Below are 23,822 nucleotides of genomic sequence, written 5' to 3'. Positions count from 1 at the left end.
AGGTTGCGGTAGTTATAGCAGCAGTACGCAGCAAAAACTTGACATTTCCTACCAGTCAAGCGGATTGGCCCAAACGCAGCAAGCGAAATCGGGCAGGCGCAATCCCAGCTACGAGGACGGAACAATGACTCAAAGTGCCATCAATTCACCAGCATTTGGCAAGCAATTACGCTTGTTGCGCCGTCGGGCACGCCTAACCCAAGCAGAATTGGGGATTGCGGTTGGTTATAGCGATGCCCAAATTTGTCGGCTTGAAACAGGTCGTCGCCCGCCCGATTTGATTACTTTGATTGCGCTCTTTCTGCCAGCCTTGGATCTTGAGGCCCAATCGCAGGAAGCGCAGCAGCTTTTGGAATTAGCGGCGGTTGCCCGCGAAGAATTAACCGCCGAGCCAGCCAATAGTTCAACCAGCCAAATGCCCAAGCAAGCAAGCCCCTTGTTGGCGAGCCATTTGCCCAGCCCAACCAGCCAATTTTTTGGGCGTAATCCAGAACAGCAACGAATAGTGCAATGGCTGAATAATCCTCGGATTCGTTTGATCAGCCTCGTTGGCTTGGCGGGAATTGGCAAAACCCAATTGGCGCTGCATTGTTTGCATCAATTTGCCAGCCAAAGCGAATATCAGTGTATTTTTGTTGATCTGGTCAGCGCCAACGAACCAGAATCGATGATTCAGGCGATCAATAAAGCACTTGATTTAACCGAAAGCCCCGATGAGCAACCGCTGATTTCAACGATTAATTACCTTGGCCAACAACCAAGCTGTTTGCTGCTCGATAATTGTGAGCAAATTCAAGCAGCAAGTCGGGTGATTAACCAATTGCTGCAAGCCGTGCCAAATCTCAAATTGATCGTTACCAGCCAACTTGCCTTGCGCTTGAACGACGAACATGTGCTGCAACTTACGCCCTTGGCCGTGCCAAATCTCTTGGCTTTGCCAGCATTGGCCGAATTGGCCCAAATCGAAGCTATGGCCTTGTTATTGGCTCGTTTACAGGTGCATAACCCCAAGCTTGAGCTGACCGAGAAAAATGCGTTGGCGCTGGCAGCCTTGTGTGTGCGGGTCGATGGCGTGCCGCTGGCGCTGGAGTTAGTTGCCGCTTCTGGGCGCTTGTTCGATCCCGAGGCCTTATTGAGCGAATTGGCCAGCCATTTTTTAAGTATGCGGCGGCGTGGTCGCGATTTACCTTCGCGCCACTATTCGGTCACAACCGCGCTGGCTTGGAGCTACCAACAGCTTGATTCGGCGACCAAACGCTTGTTCGAGCACCTAAGCGTGTTTGTGAGCGGCTGGACGGTCGAGAGTGCGCTAGCGGTTTGTGGCGCAGAGCAGGAACGCCATGAGTTAATCGAACAATTAAATAGCTTGCTTGATCATAGCCTGATTCAACAACAGAGCAACGAAGCTTCAACCCGCATGCGTATGTTGACCATGGTACGCACGTTTGCCCAAGAGCAAGCCCAAACGCATGGCGAAAACGAGCTGTTGCAACGCAGGTTGCTTGCTTATCAGATTGACTTAGCGCGCCAAGCAGAACAGGCTTTACGCACGGGCAATAGTCAGGCGCAATGGATTCAGCATCTCGAAGCTGAACACGATAACATTCGAACGGCGTTAAATTGGGCTTGGCAACATAATGCTCAGCAGCAAGCGATTCAGTTAATCGGCTATATTTGGCGTTTTTGGTATATGCGTGGCTATTTGCGCGAAGGGCGGCGTTGGTTTGAAAAACTGCTAATCAGCTATGAACCAAATGCCGATGTGGATTTTGCGCGGGCGCTCGATGGCGCAGGCATTTTGGCTTGGCGGCAAAGCGATTATCAACAAGCTGAACAATGGTATCAGCAAGCCCTAGCCATCTACCAAACCAACCAGCATCGCTCAGGGCAGGCGCAGGTGTTGGGCCATTTGGGCTTGGTGGCGATGGATACTGGCGCATATCATCAAGCAGCAGCCTATTACGAACAAAGCTTGCCGCTCTATCAAGCGCTTGCTGATCAAGCGGGCGTTGCTGCAACCTTACACAATTTAGGCAATCTGTATTGCCAGCAATCAGAAAATCAACGAGCTAGCGAGTTATATCAAGCGTGTTTGCAGATTTATGCGCAGCTGGGCGACCAATCTGGCGTTGCCTTAATTGCCTTGGGCCTTGGCGCAATTGCCCGCGATGAACAACGCTTGGAAGCAGCCCAAGCTTCATTTGAACAAAGCCTGAACTTAGCACGCGAGCTAGGCGACGAGTGGAATGAGGCAACAGCGCTGATTAATTTGGGCAATATTGCAGCCGATGTGCACCAGCCAGCCCATGCCTTAACCCATTATCGAACCGCAAAGCAGATTTTTGAGCGCTTAGGCGACCAACAATCGCTGTGTTTGCTCGAAAATCGGATTGCCAATGCCTATTGGCTGCTCGGCGAGCATGCTCAAGCCCAAATTGGCTATCGTCAATGCCTGATGTTAGCTCATGCAATTGGCTTTGATGGCGGCATTGTTGAAGGATTAGAAGGCATCGCCCAGTGTTTGAGCCAAAACTTGCCGACCACCGCTGCCCAGCTGTTGGCCTACGCTGATCACTTGCGCAGCACCAAAGGCTATCCAATGATTCCCGCCGATCAACAGAGCTATAACCAAATTGTGCAAACAATTCAAGCACATTTGAGCGCCGAAGCATGGCAACAAGCTACGCAACAAGGCCAGCAATTGAGCTTGCAACGAGCAATCAGTTTGGCGCTTGCCAATTAGCGCCTACTTGCGCTTGATTGACGATCAAGCTTGGCTGATTATAATGGTTCATTGGATTGACCAAGGCATGTTTTCTGTTCACCCCAACCTCTCTCCCACGATGAGGGACAAGGGGTGCTTTTGCTGTAATGTTGCTGTTATTTAGCTATTAGCACAATAGTCTGTTGCTTATAGTTCTCTGCTCAGAACCCAGAAATGACTGGTTCATCACTGTATGCTTTCGTACCACCCAATGTCCTTTAGGGGGTGCAGGGGGATGAAAACCCCCTGCGTCTCCCGCCTTGAGGCGGGACGGAAGGGTGGTGAACCTGATATATGCCAACATTCCTTGATTCGGTAAACATGGTCTTAAGTAAACAAGGAGTAAGGATCACTGCTGCGGGCCAATCCAATAAACCATTACATATAAGGAAGCATATGCGTACCATTGATCTTGCTACATGGCCCCGTCGCCAGCACTTTGCCCACTATCATAGCATGACCTACCCGCACTTTAGTTTATGTGCCAATATTGATATTCAAACCTGGTATCAAGCGATCAAAGCCCGCCAAATGCGATTAAGCACCAGCCTAACCTTTGTCTTTGCGCGCGCCGCCAATGAGCAAGTGGCCTTTCGCTGGCGAATTCGCGGCGATAGCGTGGTTGAGCACGATCGGGTTGATCCTTCGCCAACCGTTTTGCTCGATAACGATTTATTTAGCTTTTGCGTTATTCCCTATCACTCAAATTATGCAGAATTCGCGCCGCTTGCTGAGGCCAAAGTTGCTGCGGTCAAGGCCAATCCAACAATCAGCGACGAGCCAGGTCAAGATAATCTGCTCTACATGACCAGCATTCCGTGGGTTAGTTTCACAGGCATCATGCACCCCGTTCATCTCAACCCAATTGATTCAGTGCCACGGATTTCGTGGGGCAAACACACCCTCGAAGGCCAACGCCGGCTCATGCCTTTAGCCGTACAAGTGCATCATAGCCTAATGGATGGCTTACATGTTGGGCGGTTCTATGAGCGCGTTCAAGCCATTTTAGACAATCCCGATGAGTTTTTAGGCTAATTTGAGGATTTACTAATGGAGGATGCAATTGCGAAAAGCATGCATCCTCCATTAGTAACCTTCTTGCATAATTGGCGTATACACTCCAGCCTTTGATGTATTGAAGCTATGAGGGATTGTATGCGACGAGGTTTGTTACTTGGGCTTGGGATTTTGTTGTTGGCTGGCTGTGGGCGGGCCAAAAGTGCGGCGCTGCCAACCAATGTTGCCCGTTCGGTCGTGAATGTATCCAACACGCCGCTTCCCAGTCCAATTCCAGTTGAAGCCACGCCTTTACTTAGCTCGGTAAGTTCGATTTCGAATTTGCGGGCTGAGCCAAGCACCGATGCAGCGATTATTACTACAGTTGATCCGCAAGCATCAATTGAGATTTTGGCACAACGCAACGATGCTGATCACGTATGGTATCGGGTGCGGGTCAATGATTATCTTGGTTGGATGAGCGCTAGTCTGTTCAATTTGCCAGCCGATCAACAAGCCAGCTTGCCTTGGGAACAGGCCTTGATTGCAACCGCCTCGCCAACTTTTCGGCCAACCAATCGACCCTATGCAACGACGCGGCCCTACGCGCCAACGCGGCCACGCGCAACCACCAGACCGCAGGCTCCCAGTCGGCCAAACAAGCCAAAGCCGCCGATAACCAGCAAACCACAGCCCGCCAAGCCGAAGCCGCCAACAAGTAGTAAACCGCCAAGCTCAAAACCACGCCGCTAATTCCAGCTGGAATTAGCAAGCGTGATCAGGAATACGCAGCTACTTATGAACCAAAGCGCTGGACATTACGAGCCTGCGCTTTGTGCTTTTCAGTCTCGCGATCTTTGGCGGGGCTGGTCGTTTGCAACGCGGCCAAGAGGGTTTGGGCATTAGCGGTTATCGCCGCCACAGCCGCCTCGAAGGCCTCGCGATTGGCAGCAGAAGGTTGATTGAAGCCGCTAATTTTGCGCACAAATTGCAGCGCAGCAGCTTGAATCTCAGCTTCGGTGGCAGGTGGCTCAAAATTGAACAATGGGCGAATATTACGACACATAAAGCGTTACTCCGCTGCTTGTTCAATGCGTTGATATTTCAGCATCGCCACGCCAGTGCTCATGGTGCGGGTTTCGACCAGTTTGAGGGTTGCGCTTGTGCCTTGGTGAAAGAGGCGTTGGCCTTCGCCAAGCACAACAGGGTAGATCAGCAGGCGATATTCATCGATCAAATTGTGCTTGATCAAGCTATCGGATAAAACGGTACTACCGTAAATCAATAAATTGTGCTCTTTACGCAGCTCGCGAATTTGCTCGATTACGTCGCCCTTCAAGAAAGTAGCGTTCCACTCTGGGGTTTCGAGGGTGCTGGTTGGCACATATTTGGGCAAGGCATTGATCTGTTCAGCACCTTCATCTTTGGATTCGGGCCATGCTTTGGCAAAACCCTCGTAGGTTACCCGACCAAGCAGCAAGGCCGTACATTCAGCTGATTCTTCGCCTTTGAAGGCGGCAATATCATCAGCCCAATATGGCATCGACCAGCCTGGATTTTCGACTACACCATCGAGCGAAACAAACATGGTTAGTACAATCTTACCCATTCGTACATTCCCTTTACACTAATAGAACATATTTGCTATAATATAAGCACTACTTCAAAAAGTCAAGCCCTGATTTCAGGTATACTTGTAGATAATCCTATTATTGAAGTATATGTTAAAGCATTATGAATAATCGCAGTTACAACCAATATTGTGGGCTAGCCTATAGCCTCGAAATTCTCGGCGAACGCTGGACAATGCTCGTCATTCGTGAGCTGATTGCTGGGCCACGCCGCTTTAAAGATCTGCTTAATGGCCTACCAGGGATTAGCACCAACCTGCTCACCGAGCGGCTCAAACATCTTGAGCAGCAAGGCCTGATTATGCGCCAAGTGCTCGCGCCCCCAGCTGGCTCGACCGTCTATGGCCTAACCGATGTAGGCCGAGCGCTTGAGTCAAGTTTGCTCGAATTGGGCAAATGGGGCAGCCAGTTTGTGCCAACCAATACTGAAAATGTGCATATGTTGAATATTGGCTCGTATGCCTTGACGCTCAAAACCTTTTTTCGCCCAGCGCAAGCCCAATTCCACGAACGCTATCAATGGCATGTTGATGGCGAATTGCTGAGCGTGACGATTGATCATGGTCAATTGCTAATTCAGCAAGGGCCGAGCCAGCAACCAGCAATCATGCTGCACACCTCAATTGAGCATTATTTGCAACTATTGCAAGGTGCGCTCAAGCCTGAGCAAGCAATTGTTCAAGGGCTTGTGCAAGTTCAGGGTGATCCCAGCGGCCTCACCCGTTTCCTCATGTGCTGTGCAATTAATCCACCAGAATAAGATTTCCCCTCACCGCCAGATCTCCCCTCACCCCAACCCCTCTCCCGTGGCGCGGGCGAGGGGCTTTAACTCGATGGTTCTAGCACAATTCGTCGGTAAAAACCGGTGCTCCCCCTCGCCCGCGTTTTCGTGGGAGAGGGGGCTGGGGGGTGAGGGAATATTTAACCACCACGCTTTTTTAAAACCTACCCTTGAGAGGAGAGGGGTTGAGGTGAGGGAAGCTCAAACCACACTAGGCAAATGTTTGCAGGCTTGACAAACCTTTAAATTTCATTAATATAGTCGGTATCGTTTCCGGAAACGATACCGACTTGGTATTTTTAGCAGTACGATGCAGGTTTCCGTTCCGCAGGCCCACCCTATCGCATTGTTGGATAGCTGATTTCGAGGATGAAACTGGGTTCAATCTACGGAGGAACGCAATGCTTACTCATGTTTGGCGTAAACTGGCGGCGCTTGGCCTTGCCCTCAGCATCCTGTTTACGTTTATTACAGCGGCTCCCCAAACGGCGTTTGCCGCAGCGCCGCTTGGCCAAACCATCTGGCTACGGGCAGTTTCTAGCGGCAAATATGTTTCGGCGGATAGTAATCGTGGAGCCAACACGCCGTTGGTGGCCGACCGCGATGCTGCTGGTGGTTGGGAGCACTTTCAGGTTGTCGATGCAGGCAATGGCAATATTGGCCTGCGCGCCTTGGCCAATGGCAAGTTTGTTTCAGCCGACCAAAATTTTGCCAATACGCCCTTGGTTGCCGACCGCCCCACAATGAGCGGTTGGGAAGTCTTTCAATGGGTCGATGTAACGGCGGGCCAAGTGCAATTGCGCTCGCTTGGCAATAACAATTTCGTTTCTAGCGATCTTAATCTTGGCACTCACGCACCTTTGGTTGCCAACCGCCCAACTGCTTCTGGCTGGGAAACCTTCAATTGGGGCATCGTTGGAGCCAATCCAACCCCGATTCCAACCACGCCGCCAGGCACAACGCCTGATTTCGGCCCGAATGTTTTGATGTTTGATCCATCAATGTCAACAGCCTCGATTCAAAATCAAATCAACAATGTCTATGGCATTCAGCAAAATAGCCAATTTGGCTCAGAGCGCTATACCTTAATGTTCAAACCAGGCACCTACAATGGCCTGAATATTCCGGTTGGTTTCTATACCCAACTGCTGGGCGTTGGCGCATCACCCGATAGTGTCAACATCAACGGCAGCGTTTATTCGAACGCCTATCTGGGCAACGATAATGCGACCTGTAATTTCTGGCGTGGCGCAGAAGGCTTATCGATTACGCCCGCCAACGGCACAATGCAATGGGCAGTTTCGCAGGCCGTGCCCTTCCGCCGCATGCACATTCGCGGCAATATGAAACTTAATCAAAATAATGGCTGGTCGAGCGGCGGCTGGATGTCGGATGTGCTGGTTGATGGCAATGTTAATTCTGGCACGCAGCAGCAATGGATTTCGCGCAACACCCAATGGGGCAGCTGGACTGGCTCAAATTGGAATATGGTGTTTGTTGGCGTGACCAATCCGCCAGCAGGCAATTGGCCAAATCCACCGTATACCAAAATTGATCAAACGCCGATTGTGCGTGAAAAACCGTTTGTAACGGTCGATGCTGCTGGCAATTGGGGCGTGCGCGTGCCAAGTTTGCGCACCAACAGCAACGGCATCACATGGGCTGGTGGTTCAACGCCAGGCACGACCATCGCCATGAGCCAATTTTTTATCGCCAAACCAAGCGATAGTGCCGCCACGATCAACGCTCAGTTGGCTGCTGGCAAACATTTGTTGTTTACGCCTGGCATTTACGCCTTGAACGACACAATTCGGGTCAATAACCCAAATACTGTGGTTTTGGGCTTGGGCTTTGCGACCTTGCGCCCAACAACTGGCTTGGCAGCGATGACCGTGGCCGATGTCGATGGCGTAACGATTGCTGGCGTGCTGTTTGATGCAGGCGTGATTAATTCGCCAGTGTTGTTGGAAGTTGGGCCAAATGGCAGCAACGCCAACCATGCAGCCAATCCAATCGTCTTGCACGATGTAATTTTCCGCGTTGGCGGAGCCGCAGCCGGCAAAGCCTCGACCAGTTTGCGGATCAACAGCCATAACACGATTGTTGACCATACGTGGGTTTGGCGTGCCGACCACGGCGACGGCGTTGCGTGGAACAGCAACACCGCGGCCAATGGCTTGATCGTTAATGGCAATAATGTGACGATCTACGGCCTGTTTGTCGAGCACTATCAACAATATCAAGTGCTTTGGCAGGGCAATGGTGGCCGCGTCTACTTCTATCAATCGGAAATTCCCTACGATCCACCAACCCAAGATAGCTGGCGCAGTGCGGCGGGAGTCAACGGTTGGGCATCCTACAAAGTTGCCGATAACGTGACCAGCCACGAAGCTTGGGGCTTGGGCATTTACAGCGTTTTCACCTACCCCAACGTCTGGCTGACTCGCGCGATTGAAGCGCCAAACAACCCAAATGTACGCTTTCACAACATGATTTCGGTGGCAATTGGGGCCAATGGCGGCATTAGCAACGTCATCAATAATACTGGTGGCTCGACCCAACCCAATGTCACCTACACCCCCAAAGTAACCAATTATCCCTAATTAACGCCGTTGGATAGCCCAAAACAGCGCTTGGATTAATAACCAAGCGCTGTTTTTTTGGTAGACGCTGCTCGCGGGCTATGTTAAACTTGCGCCGCAAGCCAAAACCTGCATCCAAAGGAGTGTGCAATGTCGCAAGCATTAACCTATGCCAGTTATTTGAAAATTGATGAGCTGTTAAATTTACAAGCTCCCCGCAGTCATGGCCCCAACGGCCCCGAACACGACGAATTATTGTTTATTGTGATTCATCAGGTGTATGAGTTGTGGTTTAAGCAAATTTTGCACGAGCTTGATTATTTGGGCGAACTGCTGCGCGCCAATGATACAGGCAGAGCCAACCAAACAATCCGCCGCATTTTGACAATTCTCAAAACGATTGTGGCCCAAGTTGATGTGATGGAAACGATGACTCCATTGCAATTCAATGCCTTTCGTGGCTCGCTCGAATCGGCCAGCGGCTTTCAATCGCTGCAATTTCGCGAGATTGAATTTGCCTTAGGCCACAAACGGCCTGCGATTTTGCAGCATTTTGGAGCATTACCAAGCCATGAACGGCTCGAACAACGCTATCAGCAAGCCAGCCTGTGGGATAGCTTTTTACATTATTTGCAATTGAATGGCTATGCAATTCCGCAGGCGTACATTGAGCGCGACGTAACCCAAGCGCTAGCAGCAGCGCCCGAAATTCAAGCAATCTTAATTACGGTCTATCGCCAAAACCCCTTGGTGAGCAACCTCTGCGAACGCTTAATCGACCTTGACGAGGGCTTTCAAGAATGGCGCTATCGCCATGTAAAAATGGTTGAGCGCACGATTGGCATCAAGCAAGGCACTGGTGGCTCAAGTGGCGCGGCCTATCTCGCCAGCACAATCAAGCCATTCTTCCCTGATTTGTGGGCAATTCGCGCCGATTTATAAGTGCATTATTGTGGAGCCTGCCAAAAATAGCCTAAGCGGGCGGCCACCTGACCAAATAAGCCAGCATACTCAAGCTCATAGCGATCGATAACGCTTAAATCGTGCTGTGCGAGCAACGAGTTTAAATCGCTGCGAATTTGACCACAAGCCAAAAACAAGCCACTTTGGGTCAGATAATCGATTAATGATTGATCATGCAATGCTTGACTATCAGGTTCTGCATGATCAATTCCTTGCTCAAAGGCTGCGGCGAGCATAGTCAATGGTTGCCACCATTGAACTAATTTATACAACGGAATTAGGGCGTGATTCGGCAGCGGTTCAGGAGCAGGATGCTCATTCCAAAAATAGCCTAAATCTTGCGAAAGCAATTCCAAAAGATCCCGATAATCGGGAGCAGGCTGGTCTAACACGCTTGGCAGCTGCTGAACCACAAAAAAGCGCAGATCGTCAGCGCAGTGTTTTAATTCGTTGATCAGGCCACTTTGCTGCATGTAACGCAAAAAATCGCGCGTTGCTGGAGCTTGGGCTTGATTAAGAAGCGCTGAACCAAGCCGATCAGCTGATACGACCAGCATATTGAGTGCTTGCCACCATTTCACAACGCGAAACAATGGGACTTGGGCCAGCTTCGATTGAGTTTGCATTGCCTAAACCTCAACCATCAAAGCGCTCAAATCAGCAGTTGATTCGAGCGCTTTAATTATTATGTCATCTTAACGACGAGCAATTGGCACATACACCTGAATATTAGTTGGGATTTGATATTCGATGCGTGGGCCATAGTGCGGCAGTGGCTTGCCCAATTCAAACGCACCCAAATCGGGCTGGTTATCAGTTACAAACGGATCGTTGAGGTTGGCAATCACAGCACCTTTGTTGATTGCCACCGAATTGTTTTTCAAGCGCAAATCTGCTTCGCCAACAGGCGAGGCCACATCGACTGAGGCTGGCAAAGTGGCGTTATTCACATCGCTAAAATTGACCGTCACCCCATGAGTTTCGACCCCAATTGCCTGCAAATCGCTCAAGCGTTGATAGCGCACATTATTCCATTTGAAATCGGGAGCCGATGCTGAATCGCTGGCATGGTTGGTTCCCCAGCCATTGTAATCAACATCGCGAAAGCCTTCGTCGGCGATGGTCATAAACTCAAAGGCATAGCGCGTGCCCAGCATTAGATTATTGCGAATAATCGTGTTGCGCCATTGTTGGCCATCGTCGCTAAAGGCATTGCCGATGCGGGCTGAGCTATTGTGGGCAATAAACAGGCCGGTTGGTTGGTTGTGTAATTTAAACGGCGTACCAGCAAGATTGAAAAAGCTATTGCGGAACAGATAGGCCGGCCCGCCATAAATCGGCTGAACGCTAATCCCCATGCGGGCATTGGTTACGCGATTATTCCAAACCCGCGTGTTGGCTTGGTTATAATCAATTTCGATCCCGTCATCAACACAAAATGCCGCATCGTTATTGTACACATCTTGACCATAGGTGCTTTGGGCAGCCCAAGGTTGCAGCGAAATACAATCGCCAAAATTCATCACGCTGTTAAAGGCCACAATATTGCCAGTACCGCGTAAATCGATGCCGCGCTCGCTGGGAATGCCCGTGCCAGGCCAAGGCGTACGGCCAATAATCGTGTTATCAAGCACCGTCTGATTGTATTCTTGGTGGGTTTGGCGGCGATTGTAAATGCCAAAGCCAACATCACGAATAAGATTGCGGCTAATCAGAATATCGTGAGTATGTTGGGCATCGATGCCCCACGTACCATTTTGAATCGTCAAGTTTTCGACAATCACAAAGCCAAGGGTTTGGTCGCTTTCACCAAGGGTTATTATGCCACGGGTCGTATTTGCACCATCAATAATCGCCCGTCGATTGGATGGGCCGCTGATACGAATTGGCTGCGTTTGCGTACCGCTGGTCAGAATTTGAAACGGCTTATACGTGCCTTCTGCCAAGATAAAGCTATCGCCTGGTGCTGCTGCATTAACCGCAGTTTGAATGCCTTGAAATGGATTCTCAATCGAGCCATTACCACCACTCGTGCCTGGAACCACAAAGCGCGTGCGCACAGTTGGGCCAAAATCGGCGAGGCTGCGCGTGCGTTTGGTGATTGTGCGGGTTGTGCTACCGCCATCGGGGTCGGTTAATGTAGCGCGGAGTTCATATTCGGTGCCAGCGCTGAGCCACATGGCGCTGGCCGCCTGATAGTTACGATTGAGGGCTGCGCCTTCGACAATCGTGCTGGGGTTGGCTCGCATTGCAGGTGCAGCAGCCAGCCAAACCGTGCTGCCAAGCACGCGATAGTCTAATTTTAGGCTGCTATCGCGATCAGTATCGCCGCCGATTGCCCATGTTACGCCAATGTGGTTGAAGCCGGCATCGGCGCGTAATTCGCCTGCCACAACCGCGCTTTGCGGGGCAGCCGCCCCAACCTGAGTCACCAATAAAGCGAGAAGAAGAGCGCTAAGGATAGATTTCAAGCCTGCCTCCTAAAAAATTAATAATAGTTAGGCAATGAAGGCAGGATTATAGCATGGATAACTTAAGCTAAAACAAAACAACGTGAGGGTTACTCACGTTGTTTCTTGGCGGGAAGGGAGGGATTCGAACCCTCGGAAGGTGTGACCCTTCGACGGTTTAGCAAACCGTTGCTTTCGTCCACTCAGCCACCTTCCCGTATCTATGGTGGAGGAGCAGGTGGGATTCGAACCCACGAGGGCTTTGACACCCTAACTATTTTCAAGACAGTCGCCTTCAACCGCTCGGCCACTGCTCCGGACGAAATTCGTATTTACTTGTTTACGAGGCGTAAGTATACCAGCGAAGCGCTTGCTTGTCAAATTCTGTGCTGCTGGAGGTTGGGGATCAGGGGTTGGGGATCGGTTGATCGTTCTGGGATAAAACAGCCTATAGCCCAAAGCCAATAGCTTCATCTTCGTGCTCTTCGCGTTCTTCGCGGTTCCTGACCCCTGACCCCTGATTACTGGCTCCTCGTTTCACCACCCTTCCGTCCCGCCTCAAGGCGGGAGACGCAGGGGGTTTTCATCCCCCTGCACCCCCTAATATTTACTTGTTGGACTATTGGGTTTGATCCTATACCCCCATTGTGTTCCTTCGCATTCTTCGTGGTTTCAGGTGTTCTAGACCCCTAACACCTGATCCCTGATTACTGGCCCCTCGTTCACCACTCTTCCGTCCCGCCTCAAGACGGGAGACGCAGGAGGTTTTCATCCCCCTGCACCCCCAAATGTTTCTCCGTGGATTATTGATATGCGTTTACTTCCCCTTCGTGCTCTTCGTGCCCTTCGCGTTCTTCGCGGTTCCTGACCCCTGCCCTCAGCGTTATGGCTTGCGGGTAAACAGATAGGTTTCGGTGCCAATATCCATGGTCAAGGTTGGTTGGTTGTTAGCATCAACACCAGTTTTGAAGGGAATGCCAGTGAGTGGTGGCGTTACTGAGAGGTAGCCATCAGGCTCACCTTGTTCGTTCAGCAAGGGCTTGAATTGGGTCTGAATCGCCCCAATATCGAGCCATAATTCCGCACCATTGAGCATCAACGTCACATCGCCCAAGGCAGGGTTGGTATAGTTGCCCAACAATGGCTCGGCACTGGCAGGGTCAAAATCGGGCGCAATTTGTTTGCTGATTTCGCCCAGCGATTCTTCGATGCCTTGGGCGCTGTAGGCTGCGGTTTCGGCGGCCTTGCTTGGTTGATCGAAGGCCAATTCAAAGTAGCGGTCGCTAATGCTGGTAACAAAATGGTTGGCATATTGGCCATTGCTCAACACAACAATCCCAATCTTGGCCTCGGGAATAAAGGCAAACTCCGATGAGAAACCAAAGGTCGTGCCGCCGTGGGCAATAAATTCCAAGCCATGATAATCGCTGATCATCCAGCCCAGCCCGTAGCTGGTTTTGGCATCGATCGCAACTTGCGGCTCCCACAACACATCAAGATTCTGATCGGAAACTAAGCGCTCACCGCTAGGCGTAATGCCATGATTGAGCAGGGTTATCAAATAGTTGCCCATATCGTTGGCCGTCGACCATTCGGTTGCGCCAGCGGGAGCCACGCCTTTGATCGCGAATTCCATGCTAATTGGCATGGTTTGGTAGGTTGAACTGGTCAGATCCAAGCCATGGGGCAAGGCATGGTTGGGGCTAGCTTCAATAGTTGCTTGATCAAGCGTGGTGTTATTCATGCCCATTGGTTTGAGCACCCGTTCGGTAAGTGTTTGAGCAAAGGTTTGATCAAGCTGAGTTGGATCGCCACCGCTGGCAGCTGCTGCCGCAAAGCCACCAATTGCGACCATCTGATTGCTATATTGGAAGGCCTCGCCAAAATCGGTGAAGAACTCAAAATCAGCAACCGAGGCGATAATTCCTTGGGCATCTAAATCTTCGGCGTTGAAAATCATTTCGAAATCGCGGCGTGGCACGCCAGTACAGGCACAAACCAAGTGACGCACAGTAATTTGCTTGGTTCGCTCAGGATCTTTCACCTTGAAGTTTGGCAATATATCGACAACTGGCGTATCCCAATCGAGCTTGCCTTGATCAACCAAGGTTGCCATTAACAAGGTGGTCAAACTTTTGCCAGTTGAGCCAATCATCAGCTGCGTGTCTGCATCAATTGGCGCTTGCGAAACGACATCGCGCACCCCAAAGCCATTGCTATAAACGATTTTGCCATCTTGCACAATCGCCACACTCACGCCAGGAACCTTGTATTTGGCTTGCTCAGTTTGAATAAAATTTTCTAATTCGCTAATTAATTCAGGGCCAACATCAACCCTTTGATCAGCAGTAACCGTGGTTTGGTTCAGCGCCAAAATTGTATAGCCCGATTGAATGATGCCAACTTGGGATTGGCGTTTGGTAATCGTGGCATTATCACCTTGAATCAACATCAAATAGGCTACGCCTTCGTGCAATTGAGCCATTGCCACCGTTGATTGGCTGGTATTTTTGGTGTCGTAGGCAGCAACTAAGGTTTTTTCGGCTCCATTGGGCGAAGGCACTTCTTGGCTATCATCGGGTGTGAGTTTAAAACTTGGATCAGCTTGTTGCCAGCCCAATTCAATCGCTTTGGCAAGGTCGGCTTCTTCAACGCTCAGCAGCGCAATTTTGATTTTCTGCTCAGGATCGTTGAGCCGCACAATTCCAGCTTCTTCGGCAAGTTGCCAGTTGGTTGGAATTGGCACCGAGAATAATTGGCTGGTGCTGGTATAAATCGTTGAGCTTTCAACGCCAGCGCTTGGGCTGGTTGGCGCAGCGGTGGCAGTGGCGGCACTGGTTGGTGCAGCAGTTGCGGCACTCACGCTGGTTGGCGCAGCAGTTGCAGTTATCGCACTAGTAGCGGTTGGTTGGGGATTGGCTGAGCTACAACTGGCCAAGAGAATTGCCGCCGTCCCGGTCAGCAAAATCCAGCGTTGCCATTGGGGCAAAAATTGAGCAAAATTCGACATAAACTACCTTTCAACCTAACACAATCCAACAATCACGAAGTAGAAAAAATGTTGATCCGCGTTGCAGTGATTGCAGGAAGCATAGTTGATTGATAGCTGCTTGAGCTAGGTTAATAATGCTGAATTGCCCTCGCTCAAAATACAAAGCGAGCCACTCAATTCAGCAGGTAGGCTCTCATACCAAAGATCGAGGCTGGCTCATCTGGAGAGAGGTCGGGGGTCAGGAGCTGGGGATCGGTTGATCGTTCTGTGCCAACAGCCTAGCGCCTCATCTTTTTTGTACGCTTCGCATCTTTGCGGTTGCCGTTTTCCTGACCCCTGACCCCTAGCCCCCTTCATCCCGCTAAGCTCTACTTGGTTAGGGAGTCCAAACAAGATATAGCGGGGTCGCGCTATAGACGCTGCCATGAAGATCCATAAATTCGACCGTTAGTGACTGACCAGCTCTTGGCAGCAACACGCTTGCTGGAACTGCGACCAAGGCAGCCTGCGGTTGTCCGTTGACTCCATATTCATAGCGGAATAGCTCGGTTGTGCCAGCTCGTAACACAACTGCATCATCCACAAGTCCAGGTACAAGGCTCGTCGGGCTGGCTGAAAGCCAATAATTCCCGCCAACTGGCATGAGCGTTGGCAAGGTCATTGTGGCCGAGGCAAAGACAAATCCAGGGGTAGCAACCGGACTCGTTGGGATAGCTGACGTTGTTAAAGTGGCAATCACGCTGGGTTGGCCCTTAGTCACAAATGGCACATATTGAACATAGTTGGCTGGTGTACTAGTTGGCGTGTTGGTCGGAGTATTTGTTGGCGTTGGCGTATTCGTTGGCGTTGCCGTATCAGTCGGTGTATTCGTCACCGTTGGCGTGTTGGTCGGAGTATTTGTTGGCGTTGGCGTATTCGTTGGCGTTGGCGTATTCGTTGGCGTATTCGTTGGCGTTGGAGTATTGGTGTTGGTTGGCGTGTTGGTTGGTGTATTCGTTGGTGTGCTGGTCGGCGTGTTGGTTGGCGTGTTGGTTGGCGTGTTGGTCGGTGTGTTGGTTGGTGTACTTGTCGGCAACGCCGTATTCGTCAGGGCAAAACTGGCCGGTGGAGCAAGCGCAGGGCTAACATTGGCGGTCACTGTATAACTGCCATCGATGCTATTAGCAGTAAACGCGACGCTGGCTTGGCCATTGGCATTGGTCAGCGCCGTATTGCCATTTGGAAAGCTCCCGCTGGCCCCGCTGGCTGGTGCAGTAAACGTAACCAACACATCGGCGATTGGATTATTGTTTACATCCAGAACCGTCGCTTGCAATTCGGTTGCAAACGCTGTATTCAGCTGCGCACTTTGAGGCGTGCCCGCAGTTGCGCTGATACTGGCTGGAGTTGGAGCCACAATCGTCACCAGTCCGCTAGCGCTGGTAGCACTCTGCCCATCAGGATTGGTTACGGTGATCGTTCGTGCACCCAAGCTGGCACCCGTTGCAACACTCATATTCAGCGAAATTTGGGTTGGGCTGATGTAGCTAACGCTATTGACTGTCACGCCAGCACCATTCACACTGGCCGCAATGCGATTGGTAAAGCCAGCGCCAGGATCATAAAAACCAGAGCCAAGGCTTGAAGTGCCAGTCAGCGTAATCGTGGTTGTTGCGCCTTGCTCAACTGTGGCGACACTACTGCTTGAAGGGGTGGCTGGTGGTGGGGCGAGCACCTTAACAACTTGCACGCCATAAGAATCGGTTGCATTGGTAAATTCTTGAATTGTCCACATAGTCATATCGTCGCTGGGGTCAAGGCTGGTGTATGAGGTTGGCCCCCAGAATCGTCCAGTAGTTCTGCCAGGATCGCCTGCTGGATTATAATCAAACGTGGTGGCAGTATAGGGAGTTGGCGCTTGGGTTGTTCCAAGTGGGTCACTAGCTAGGCGGCGGGTCATTGCTGCGTCAATGCGGGCGTTAACTCCTGCACGGCTAAAGCCGAACACAGCATGGCCTTGGCCAGAGACAGCAACCGTTGGCAACCAGTAAAAAATCGGATTGGTTGCAGCCGAATCAAAAATGGTGCCTGCTTGCCGTAAACTCGGGGTCGTGGTGAGATTTTGAATCTCATACCAGCGCACTGAATTGCGGGCACCTGTTGCCGTACTGGCAACCCCTGAACTATTCGTTCGAAAGCTGTGGGCCATCCACAGGCGACCATTCCGAATCATCGCGCTATACAATCGATCATCACTGCCATCAAGCTGACCGTTTGCCCCGCCAGTATTGCCAAGGTGAGGAACGCGCGTCGGAAATGTAGTAGTAGGAACTGTCAGCGAAATATTGCCAGACAACGTCGGTGTGCCAGCAGGATCGCTCACCCGCCGAAATATAAGCGTGCTAAACGTTGCATTGTCAACGCCAACAAAATAGCCTTCGGTTGCGCTCTGGTCAAAGTTATCAACGCCTTGGGGCGCAAATGGGCCAGCACCAGTTCCACCAGCAACTAAGCCAACAAACGAGGTGACAACAATCGGCCCAGCACCAAGAATCGAACTTTTACGCACCACATAGCCATTCGTTCCTACGAAACTCCCGCTAGCCGAAAACAGATTAGCCCCGATGTACAGCGCGTTGACATCGACACCTAAGCTTGGAAAATCCATCACATCGGTGGCGCTGCCTTGAAAAAAGAAGAATGTCCAGACAGTACTTGGGCTAATCACTCCAGCACTGGCAGCATCGCTCACTGCAAGCAGCATCCGATTAGGCTGAGTACCGCCTTGACCAGGCAGATCGATCGCGGTCAAGATCCAGCGCTGGGTTGTGCGATCATAGCGAATGCGTGGTTCCCTGGTGAGATTATTGGCGATCGGCGGGGTCATAACCGAGGCAAAAAAGCTATCCAAGCTGCTATCAATCACGCCATCAGCAATACCAGTGGCCTTGTTGAAGCTGCGCACCCGCCCATTGATTGCAACCACAAATTGGCTTGGCCCAACCGTGCCCATGGTGCTTGGCGGAAATGTTTGGCTATCGGCCAAGGTTGCCCCAGTAAAATTGGTGCTCAAACTGGCGAAGGTTGCAGAATGAGCTTCAACAATGTGAACTGGGGCAGCAGGGCCAATCAGCGGCGGCCATTGGCCCACTCCAAGAGCTTGGGAATTTTCGGCCAAATGCTGGCGATTAACCTGAAAGCGCGGCGTGGATTGGCGTTGGGCTGCTGGCGATCGATCGGCGAGCGCTTGGCTAGCCATAATCGCCGCAGTCGTCCGTTGCACGCCAAGCGCCCCAGTTTGCGGCACGCCCTGCGTTTCGCCAGCAGCCAGTGCGCGAGGCGCAGCAGCGACCTCAGCCTGAGCACGAACGCTGGTGTCGGTGTAGGCCATGGTTACGAGCAGAAAGGTCATGATGATACAATGAACCGGCTTTAACCGCATGAAATTCTCCTTGCACTGTGGATGAGCATTCGATAATGGTCGAAAAAAGCGCCTGCTCTCTCAGATTTCAGCGCTCATTGCAGTAGCCTGCGATTCAGGCAAACGATTTAACGTGGGTTGAGGGGTAAACCTATCGTAGCATAGTTCATCATCCAACGCAGCCATGAATTTCACCCACACTCAAGCAAGATTATTAGGCTTGATAGTTTGGAGAGTTGGCTCATTCAGCGGGATGCAGGCTAAAAATAGCGGTTGGGCTGGCTTTACCCTTCAACTGAATCGTACCCAAATCGACACAACGCAGCCGATTATGAATTAACTGCTGCAAACCAGGCTCAAGCAAAATCTGGCCAGGTTCGGCGGCGGCCATCAAGCGCGCAGCAGTATTGACCACATCGCCAAGCAAATTAAACTCGCGCCGCCCGCGTGGCTCGCCAATTTCGGCGGCAAATGCTGGGCCATAGGCGAGGCCAATTTTGCAACCAATCCGTTGTTGATAGTTGCGAAAATGCAATTCAGGCGATTGTGCAACTAAGCGCTGGATTGTAAGCGCAGTTTGGGCCGCCCGCAGCGCATCATCAACATGCGCCCCAGTTACCCCAAAATGAATCAAAATATTTGAGCCAGATTTATCGTAGGTGACGTTTTTGAGCATGCCGCCTGTCGTCTCCACTGCTGCATTGATCAGCGCAAAAATTCGCGAATAAGCAGTAATCAACAATGGTTCTTCGGCTGGGTCGAGATATTCGGGCGCGTCGCTGATGCCGCTCAGGTTCATATAAATGACTGGTAGTTGCAGCCATTGCGGCGGCACTTTGCGCTGGGCAGCGGTTTCAACCAACAAGCCCAACACCGATAAGGGCAGAAAACTGGCCAATGGCTCAATCGCGGTCAACATTTCTTCAATTTCGCGCACCAGCGCCTCAACGCTGCGATCGAGCAAAAATCCGCCAGCTTGGCGGCGTTTGGTCGGCGCAATATCGTACTCGCCTAAGGTTTGCTCAGCCAAATCATCACAGACCAAGGCATAACCATCGGCCAACGGCTCGCAGCGATACAAACCAGCAATCGCTTGTTGCGCAGCTTGGCTCAAACACACACTACCAACTTCGCCAGCACCCTCAGCATATTTGGTGATTTGCACCGCCTCGCCCAACAGCACATATTCCATCCGTTTGGGCGTGCCAATATCGGCAGCAATAAAACGCCCACGATGCAGACCAATCCGCATCCCAAGCGAAATAACTCCTTGCGGGGTGGTTAATTGATGAAATTGGGTCATTGCCCGTTGCATCCGCAGCCCAGCCCGTACCGCCAACGCGGTATGGTTGCGCTCGCCATCAGCAGGAAACTGCACCAGCATCGCATCGCCAGTCCATTCCAATAAATTACCGCCAGATTTGCTAATAATTTCGACCATTTGGGCAAAATAGGTATTCAACACATTCAACACTTGGTCAGTGGCCTGGGCATCGCCGTGGGCATCCATCAAGCTGGTAAAGCCCGCCAAATCGGTAAACATTAACGTGCCTTCTTGCCACGCAGAACGCGCGATGCCTGGCGTTGGTGGCGTTTCGGCCACAAAGCGCGGCACATAATCGCCAAGCATGCGCCGCATCGTGCGCAAATGCTCAAAAACCTGAATTAAGCGCTCAGGGATTGGCTCGACCCAAACTGAGGCATACAACATTGCTGGCAACAATGAACGTAGCCGCGGCTCTAGCAAAGTTAATGGATGGGTTGGCATAATAGTCCGACTCCTTGACCACAGGATAGATGCAAATCCAGTATACAGCGCATCCCACACAGCAACCACATAATCCCTTCACTAGTTCCTCACACTTGCTAGCTAGAATTAGCCATAGATTAAACGTTTGAGCAGCCAATTTGCTCAACCTTGAATTCTATTGTGGAGTTTTTGCATGAAACCATTTGCCCGAGCATTAATCACCAGCATGCTGGTTGCCATACTAACGGCCTGTTCGACGAACCAAACCACCACAACCACCGTCAATTCGGCTAGTGGCGGCCAAGCTGTAAGTTCAAATTCAGCCAGCACAAGCAGCCCAACCGTTGTTGTGCCAACCGTCGCATCAATTGACGAAGCGCTGGCGAACAAAGCCACGCCTCACGACACAGCCGCCGATTTGGCTTGGCAAAATGCCGATTTAGTTGAAATTAAGCTCAACGAGAGCAGCATCAGCGCCAATAACCCAAATGTGAAGATCGATGGCACGACCGCCACGATTAGCGCAGCAGGCACCTATCAACTCAGTGGCAAGCTCAACGATGGCCAAATTATTGTGGATACCGCTGATAAAGATTTAGTGCGCTTGATTTTGAATGGCGCTACGATTCATAGCTCCGGCAACGCGCCAATTGCAATTATGCAAGCTGAACAGATGGCGATTATTCTGGCCGACGAAAGCCAAAATACGCTTTCCGATACGGTTGATGCGTCGGCGAATGCAACCACCACTGAAGATTTGCCCAATGCCACGCTCTACAGCAAGGCCGATCTTTCAATTGCTGGCAATGGCAGTTTGACGATTCAGGCCAATGGCAACGATGGCATTAGCAGCAAAGATGGCTTAATTATCAACAGTGGCACAATCAACATCACCGCGCTGGATGATGGTTTGCGCGGCAAAGATTATCTGGTGATCAACGGTGGCACAATTAACATCAATGCCCAAGGCGATGGCCTAAGCGCTGATAATGAAGAAGATGCCAGCAAAGGCTATATTTCGATTGCTGGCGGCAAGTTGAATGTTACGGCTGGCGGCGATGGTTTGAGCGCAATCACCGATATTTTGATCGATGCTGGCGAGCTGACGATTAGCGCAGGTGGCGGCAGTAGCACAAGTATCAGCGCCGATGCCTCAGCCAAAGGCTTGAAGGCGGGCCAAAATTTGGTGATTGCCGAGGCAACGATCACGATTGATGCAGCCGAAGATGCGATCCATTCCGATAACAATGTGACGATCAACGCTGGCACAATCGGCCTTGCTGCTGGCGACGATGGCGTACATGCCGATGCAACGCTCACAATCAACGGTGGTGATCTGACGATCAGCAACTCCTACGAGGGCTTGGAAAGCGCCGTCATTACGATCAACGAAGGCAATATTAGCCTTGTGGCCCAAGATGATGGCGTGAACGTGGCTGGTGGCGACGGTTCGAGCATGCAAGGTGGTGGAATGGGCCGGCCAGGCCGCAACGATAGTTTTGCTGCCGGCAATTATTTCTTGTATATCAACGGCGGTACGTTGGTCGTCGATGCTGCTGGCGACGGCTTGGATGCCAATGGTTCGATCGTGATGAACGCTGGTTTGGTACTGGTGCATGGGCCAACCGCTCAAATGAACGGCGCGCTGGATTACGATGGCGGCTTTGCCTTGAATGGCGGAACCTTGGTTGCCGCTGGCAGCGCAGGCATGGTGCAAGCGCCGGATAGCAATTCAACCCAATCTTCAGTGCTAATCAACTATAGCTCGGCTCAAGCTGCTGGCAACCTTGTGCAAATTCTCGATCAATCTGGTCAAGCGCTTGTGAGCTTTACGCCACGCAAACAATATCAAGCCTTGGTCTTCTCGTCGCCAGCCTTGCAACAAGGCGCAAGTTATACGATCAATAGTGGCGGCACGCTCGAAAGCAGCAGCAGCGGCTATGCCCAAACAACTGCCAACGCTGGCGGCACGGCCTACGCAACCTTTAGCGTCAGCGAGATCGTGACCCAAGTTGGCCAACGCATGGGGCGACAACGCTAACTAAGGATGAAGGATGAAGGATGAGGGATGAAGCCAAAGGCAGAAATCAAAAATCATAAGTCAGAAATCCACATCAGTAACAACTTTTAACGCAGCGGCGCAGAGCATAACGAAATTATGAAGGATGAGGGATGAAAGCAAAAGGCAAAAGGCAGAAGGCAAAAATTAATAGCCCATAGCCTAACTTCGTGCTCTTCGTGTCCTTCGTGGATCAAAAATGTACCCTTCGCGGTTCCCGATAGCAAGCCTTCATTTTCTTTGCGCCTCTATGTTAAAACGTGCTTTTGTGCTCTTTAGTTAGTAAATTCGGCTAAAATAGGCCTAGTTCGTTAGCGAGGGAGCACATATGGCGGCAAGCAGCAAAACCCAACGTTGGCAAATTGGCCTGATCCTCGGATTTTGGCCAATTGTGCTCTTCGCCTTATTCAATGATTCGGCCTGGCTCAACGCCCAAGGCTTCAACGGCCAAATTATCAGCAACGTGGCTGCGCCGCTCTATTTTGGCTTGATGCTCTATCATTTGCGCCCCGACCAGCGCCTAATTGCCCTAGTATTTGTGCCATTCTCCGCGCTTGGCGAATATGTGTTTAGCTTGCTGCTCGAACTCTATAGCTATAAATTTGGTTCAATTCCCATCTATGTGCCGTTTGGCCATGCAATTTTGCTCGGCACAGGCCTGCTAATCAGCGAATTAGCTTGGGTCAAGCAGCACGCTGAGCGCCTACGCTGGGGGCTGCTATTTGGCCATGCAAGTCTATTTCTTGGGGCATGGCTGCTCTTTGATGATAGCCTGAGCGCGATTTTCGGCCTCATTTTTAGCCTGATTCTGCTGCTTTTTCGGGCGCAGCTTTTGCACCTCATTATGGGCTTTTTGGTGCTCTACATCGAATTAATGGGCACATGGCTTGGCTGTTGGCGCTGGGATCTGAACCCGCTCAATGGCCTGCTACACACGACCAATCCACCAGTCGGCGCATTTGTGTGCTATGTGATTGCCGATATTATTGTGATTATGAGCTTGCGTTGGGGCCGCTGGATGTGGGGCTATCGCCACAATCGCCATGCCAAAGGTTCTGCCGCCTACTATCAACAAAAACTGGCCCTAACTCAGCACATTTATGCCGATCAGGCCAGCGAGCCAGCAACCAACGAGGCTGATGGCTTTGGCAAAGGCTATGCACTTGGCACTGTCGGCTTGCGTTATGTCGAATTAAATCAACTGCCTGCGGCAAGCACCTGCTTCGAACGCACGCGCCAATTGGCCGAAAGCCGCAACGATCTGGCAATTTTCCATTTGGCGGGCTGGCATTTGGGCCAAGTTTTGTGGCAGCAAGGCCAAACCGAGGCAGCCTTAGTTTTATTAAATGCTTATGTCAATTATCTTGAAGCGGCAAACCCAGCCCAAGCCAAACATTTTGCCGAGCAACTGCAAGCCCTCAAACAAGACTAGTGCAGTTCATCCACGAAGGGGA

Annotated in this window: 15 protein-coding genes and 2 tRNA genes; 8 read left to right on the top strand and 9 right to left on the bottom strand. The window is 51.2% G+C overall.

Going from position 1 to position 23,822, the window contains the following annotated elements; genetic code table 11:
* Positions 1-124: 124 nt before the first annotated feature.
* The 3 genes from JOD20_RS24390 to JOD20_RS24380 all read left to right on the top strand — a co-directional run bounded on the left by JOD20_RS24390 (position 125) and on the right by JOD20_RS24380 (position 4,513).
* Positions 125-2,743: an ATP-binding protein gene (locus tag JOD20_RS24390; RefSeq protein ID WP_204757781.1), complete on the top strand. Its 2,619-nt coding sequence runs from the start codon at positions 125-127 to the stop codon at positions 2,741-2,743.
* A 417-nt stretch (positions 2,744-3,160) separates the two neighbouring features.
* Positions 3,161-3,799 carry a chloramphenicol acetyltransferase gene (locus tag JOD20_RS24385; RefSeq protein WP_204757780.1) on the top strand — a complete coding sequence of 213 codons (639 nt, stop codon included), beginning with the start codon at positions 3,161-3,163 and terminating at the stop codon, positions 3,797-3,799.
* A gap of 120 nt (positions 3,800-3,919) precedes the next feature.
* Positions 3,920-4,513, top strand: coding sequence for an SH3 domain-containing protein (locus JOD20_RS24380; RefSeq protein WP_204757779.1), 594 nt, complete (start codon positions 3,920-3,922; stop codon positions 4,511-4,513).
* A 43-nt stretch (positions 4,514-4,556) separates the two neighbouring features.
* Here JOD20_RS24380 and JOD20_RS24375 read toward each other — a convergent pair whose 3' ends face one another.
* Together JOD20_RS24375 and JOD20_RS24370 are read right to left on the bottom strand one after the other, a co-directional pair.
* Positions 4,557-4,826, bottom strand: coding sequence for a DUF2277 domain-containing protein (locus tag JOD20_RS24375; protein WP_204757778.1), 270 nt, complete (start codon positions 4,824-4,826; stop codon positions 4,557-4,559).
* Positions 4,827-4,832: 6 nt separating this feature from the next.
* Complete coding sequence (locus JOD20_RS24370) at positions 4,833-5,369, bottom strand: dihydrofolate reductase family protein (protein WP_204757777.1); 537 nt, start codon at positions 5,367-5,369, stop codon at positions 4,833-4,835.
* A gap of 125 nt (positions 5,370-5,494) precedes the next feature.
* On the opposite strand from JOD20_RS24370, the gene JOD20_RS24365 reads away from it, so the two are divergent.
* The 3 genes from JOD20_RS24365 to JOD20_RS24355 all read left to right on the top strand — a co-directional run bounded on the left by JOD20_RS24365 (position 5,495) and on the right by JOD20_RS24355 (position 9,696).
* Positions 5,495-6,151, top strand: coding sequence for a winged helix-turn-helix transcriptional regulator (locus tag JOD20_RS24365; protein WP_204757776.1), 657 nt, complete (start codon positions 5,495-5,497; stop codon positions 6,149-6,151).
* Between the two features lie 422 nt (positions 6,152-6,573).
* The gene (locus tag JOD20_RS24360; protein WP_204757775.1) at positions 6,574-8,775 is read left to right on the top strand and encodes a fascin domain-containing protein; all 2,202 of its coding nucleotides are present in this window, start codon (positions 6,574-6,576) and stop codon (positions 8,773-8,775) included.
* Positions 8,776-8,904: 129 nt separating this feature from the next.
* Positions 8,905-9,696, top strand: coding sequence for a tryptophan 2,3-dioxygenase (locus JOD20_RS24355; protein WP_204757774.1), 792 nt, complete (start codon positions 8,905-8,907; stop codon positions 9,694-9,696).
* 5 nt (positions 9,697-9,701) lie between these two features.
* Here JOD20_RS24355 and JOD20_RS24350 read toward each other — a convergent pair whose 3' ends face one another.
* The 7 genes from JOD20_RS24350 to JOD20_RS24320 form a co-directional block, all read right to left on the bottom strand.
* Positions 9,702-10,343, bottom strand: coding sequence for a hypothetical protein (locus JOD20_RS24350; RefSeq protein ID WP_204757773.1), 642 nt, complete (start codon positions 10,341-10,343; stop codon positions 9,702-9,704).
* 69 nt (positions 10,344-10,412) lie between these two features.
* The gene (locus JOD20_RS24345) at positions 10,413-12,188 is read right to left on the bottom strand and encodes a right-handed parallel beta-helix repeat-containing protein (protein ID WP_204757772.1); all 1,776 of its coding nucleotides are present in this window, start codon (positions 12,186-12,188) and stop codon (positions 10,413-10,415) included.
* Between the two features lie 106 nt (positions 12,189-12,294).
* A tRNA-Ser gene (locus tag JOD20_RS24340) sits at positions 12,295-12,384 on the bottom strand.
* A gap of 10 nt (positions 12,385-12,394) precedes the next feature.
* A tRNA-Ser gene (locus JOD20_RS24335) sits at positions 12,395-12,484 on the bottom strand.
* 566 nt (positions 12,485-13,050) lie between these two features.
* A complete protein-coding gene (locus JOD20_RS24330) occupies positions 13,051-15,177 on the bottom strand; it encodes a serine hydrolase domain-containing protein (RefSeq protein WP_204757771.1) in 2,127 nt (708 codons plus the stop codon).
* A 358-nt stretch (positions 15,178-15,535) separates the two neighbouring features.
* Positions 15,536-18,580: an Ig-like domain-containing protein gene (locus tag JOD20_RS26800; RefSeq protein ID WP_204757770.1), complete on the bottom strand. Its 3,045-nt coding sequence runs from the start codon at positions 18,578-18,580 to the stop codon at positions 15,536-15,538.
* A 220-nt stretch (positions 18,581-18,800) separates the two neighbouring features.
* Complete coding sequence (locus JOD20_RS24320; protein WP_204757769.1) at positions 18,801-20,327, bottom strand: adenylate/guanylate cyclase domain-containing protein; 1,527 nt, start codon at positions 20,325-20,327, stop codon at positions 18,801-18,803.
* A 175-nt stretch (positions 20,328-20,502) separates the two neighbouring features.
* Here JOD20_RS24320 and JOD20_RS24315 point away from each other — a divergent pair, with 175 nt between their 5' ends.
* Together JOD20_RS24315 and JOD20_RS24310 are read left to right on the top strand one after the other, a co-directional pair.
* Positions 20,503-22,350, top strand: coding sequence for a carbohydrate-binding domain-containing protein (locus tag JOD20_RS24315; protein ID WP_204757768.1), 1,848 nt, complete (start codon positions 20,503-20,505; stop codon positions 22,348-22,350).
* 346 nt (positions 22,351-22,696) lie between these two features.
* Positions 22,697-23,800, top strand: coding sequence for a YfgM family protein (locus tag JOD20_RS24310; RefSeq protein ID WP_204757767.1), 1,104 nt, complete (start codon positions 22,697-22,699; stop codon positions 23,798-23,800).
* The last annotated feature ends 22 nt before the right edge of the window (positions 23,801-23,822 follow it).

It is taken from the genome of Herpetosiphon giganteus (genome assembly GCF_016907925.1).
In the GTDB taxonomy this organism is placed as follows: Bacteria; Chloroflexota; Chloroflexia; order Chloroflexales; family Herpetosiphonaceae; genus Herpetosiphon; species Herpetosiphon giganteus.
The sequence above is the reverse complement of the archived record's forward strand: the minus strand, read 5'-3'. Positions and strand labels throughout refer to the sequence as shown.

Bases quoted from the DNA above. Each gene is read 5' to 3' on its own strand.
- JOD20_RS24365 (WP_204757776.1), top strand. From the start codon at position 5,495: ATGAATAATCGCAGTTACAACCAATATTGTGGGCTAGCCTATAGCCTC.
- JOD20_RS24355 (WP_204757774.1), top strand. From the start codon at position 8,905: ATGTCGCAAGCATTAACCTATGCCAGTTATTTGAAAATTGATGAGCTG.
- JOD20_RS24385 (WP_204757780.1), top strand. From the start codon at position 3,161: ATGCGTACCATTGATCTTGCTACATGGCCCCGTCGCCAGCACTTTGCC.
- JOD20_RS24360 (WP_204757775.1), top strand. From the start codon at position 6,574: ATGCTTACTCATGTTTGGCGTAAACTGGCGGCGCTTGGCCTTGCCCTC.
- JOD20_RS24375 (WP_204757778.1), bottom strand. From the start codon at position 4,826: ATGTGTCGTAATATTCGCCCATTGTTCAATTTTGAGCCACCTGCCACC.
- JOD20_RS24380 (WP_204757779.1), top strand. From the start codon at position 3,920: ATGCGACGAGGTTTGTTACTTGGGCTTGGGATTTTGTTGTTGGCTGGC.
- JOD20_RS24390 (WP_204757781.1), top strand. From the start codon at position 125: ATGACTCAAAGTGCCATCAATTCACCAGCATTTGGCAAGCAATTACGC.
- JOD20_RS24370 (WP_204757777.1), bottom strand. From the start codon at position 5,369: ATGGGTAAGATTGTACTAACCATGTTTGTTTCGCTCGATGGTGTAGTC.
- JOD20_RS24350 (WP_204757773.1), bottom strand. From the start codon at position 10,343: ATGCAAACTCAATCGAAGCTGGCCCAAGTCCCATTGTTTCGCGTTGTG.
- JOD20_RS24330 (WP_204757771.1), bottom strand. From the start codon at position 15,177: ATGTCGAATTTTGCTCAATTTTTGCCCCAATGGCAACGCTGGATTTTG.
- JOD20_RS24310 (WP_204757767.1), top strand. From the start codon at position 22,697: ATGGCGGCAAGCAGCAAAACCCAACGTTGGCAAATTGGCCTGATCCTC.
- JOD20_RS24315 (WP_204757768.1), top strand. From the start codon at position 20,503: ATGAAACCATTTGCCCGAGCATTAATCACCAGCATGCTGGTTGCCATA.
- JOD20_RS24320 (WP_204757769.1), bottom strand. From the start codon at position 20,327: ATGCCAACCCATCCATTAACTTTGCTAGAGCCGCGGCTACGTTCATTG.
- JOD20_RS26800 (WP_204757770.1), bottom strand. From the start codon at position 18,580: ATGCGGTTAAAGCCGGTTCATTGTATCATCATGACCTTTCTGCTCGTA.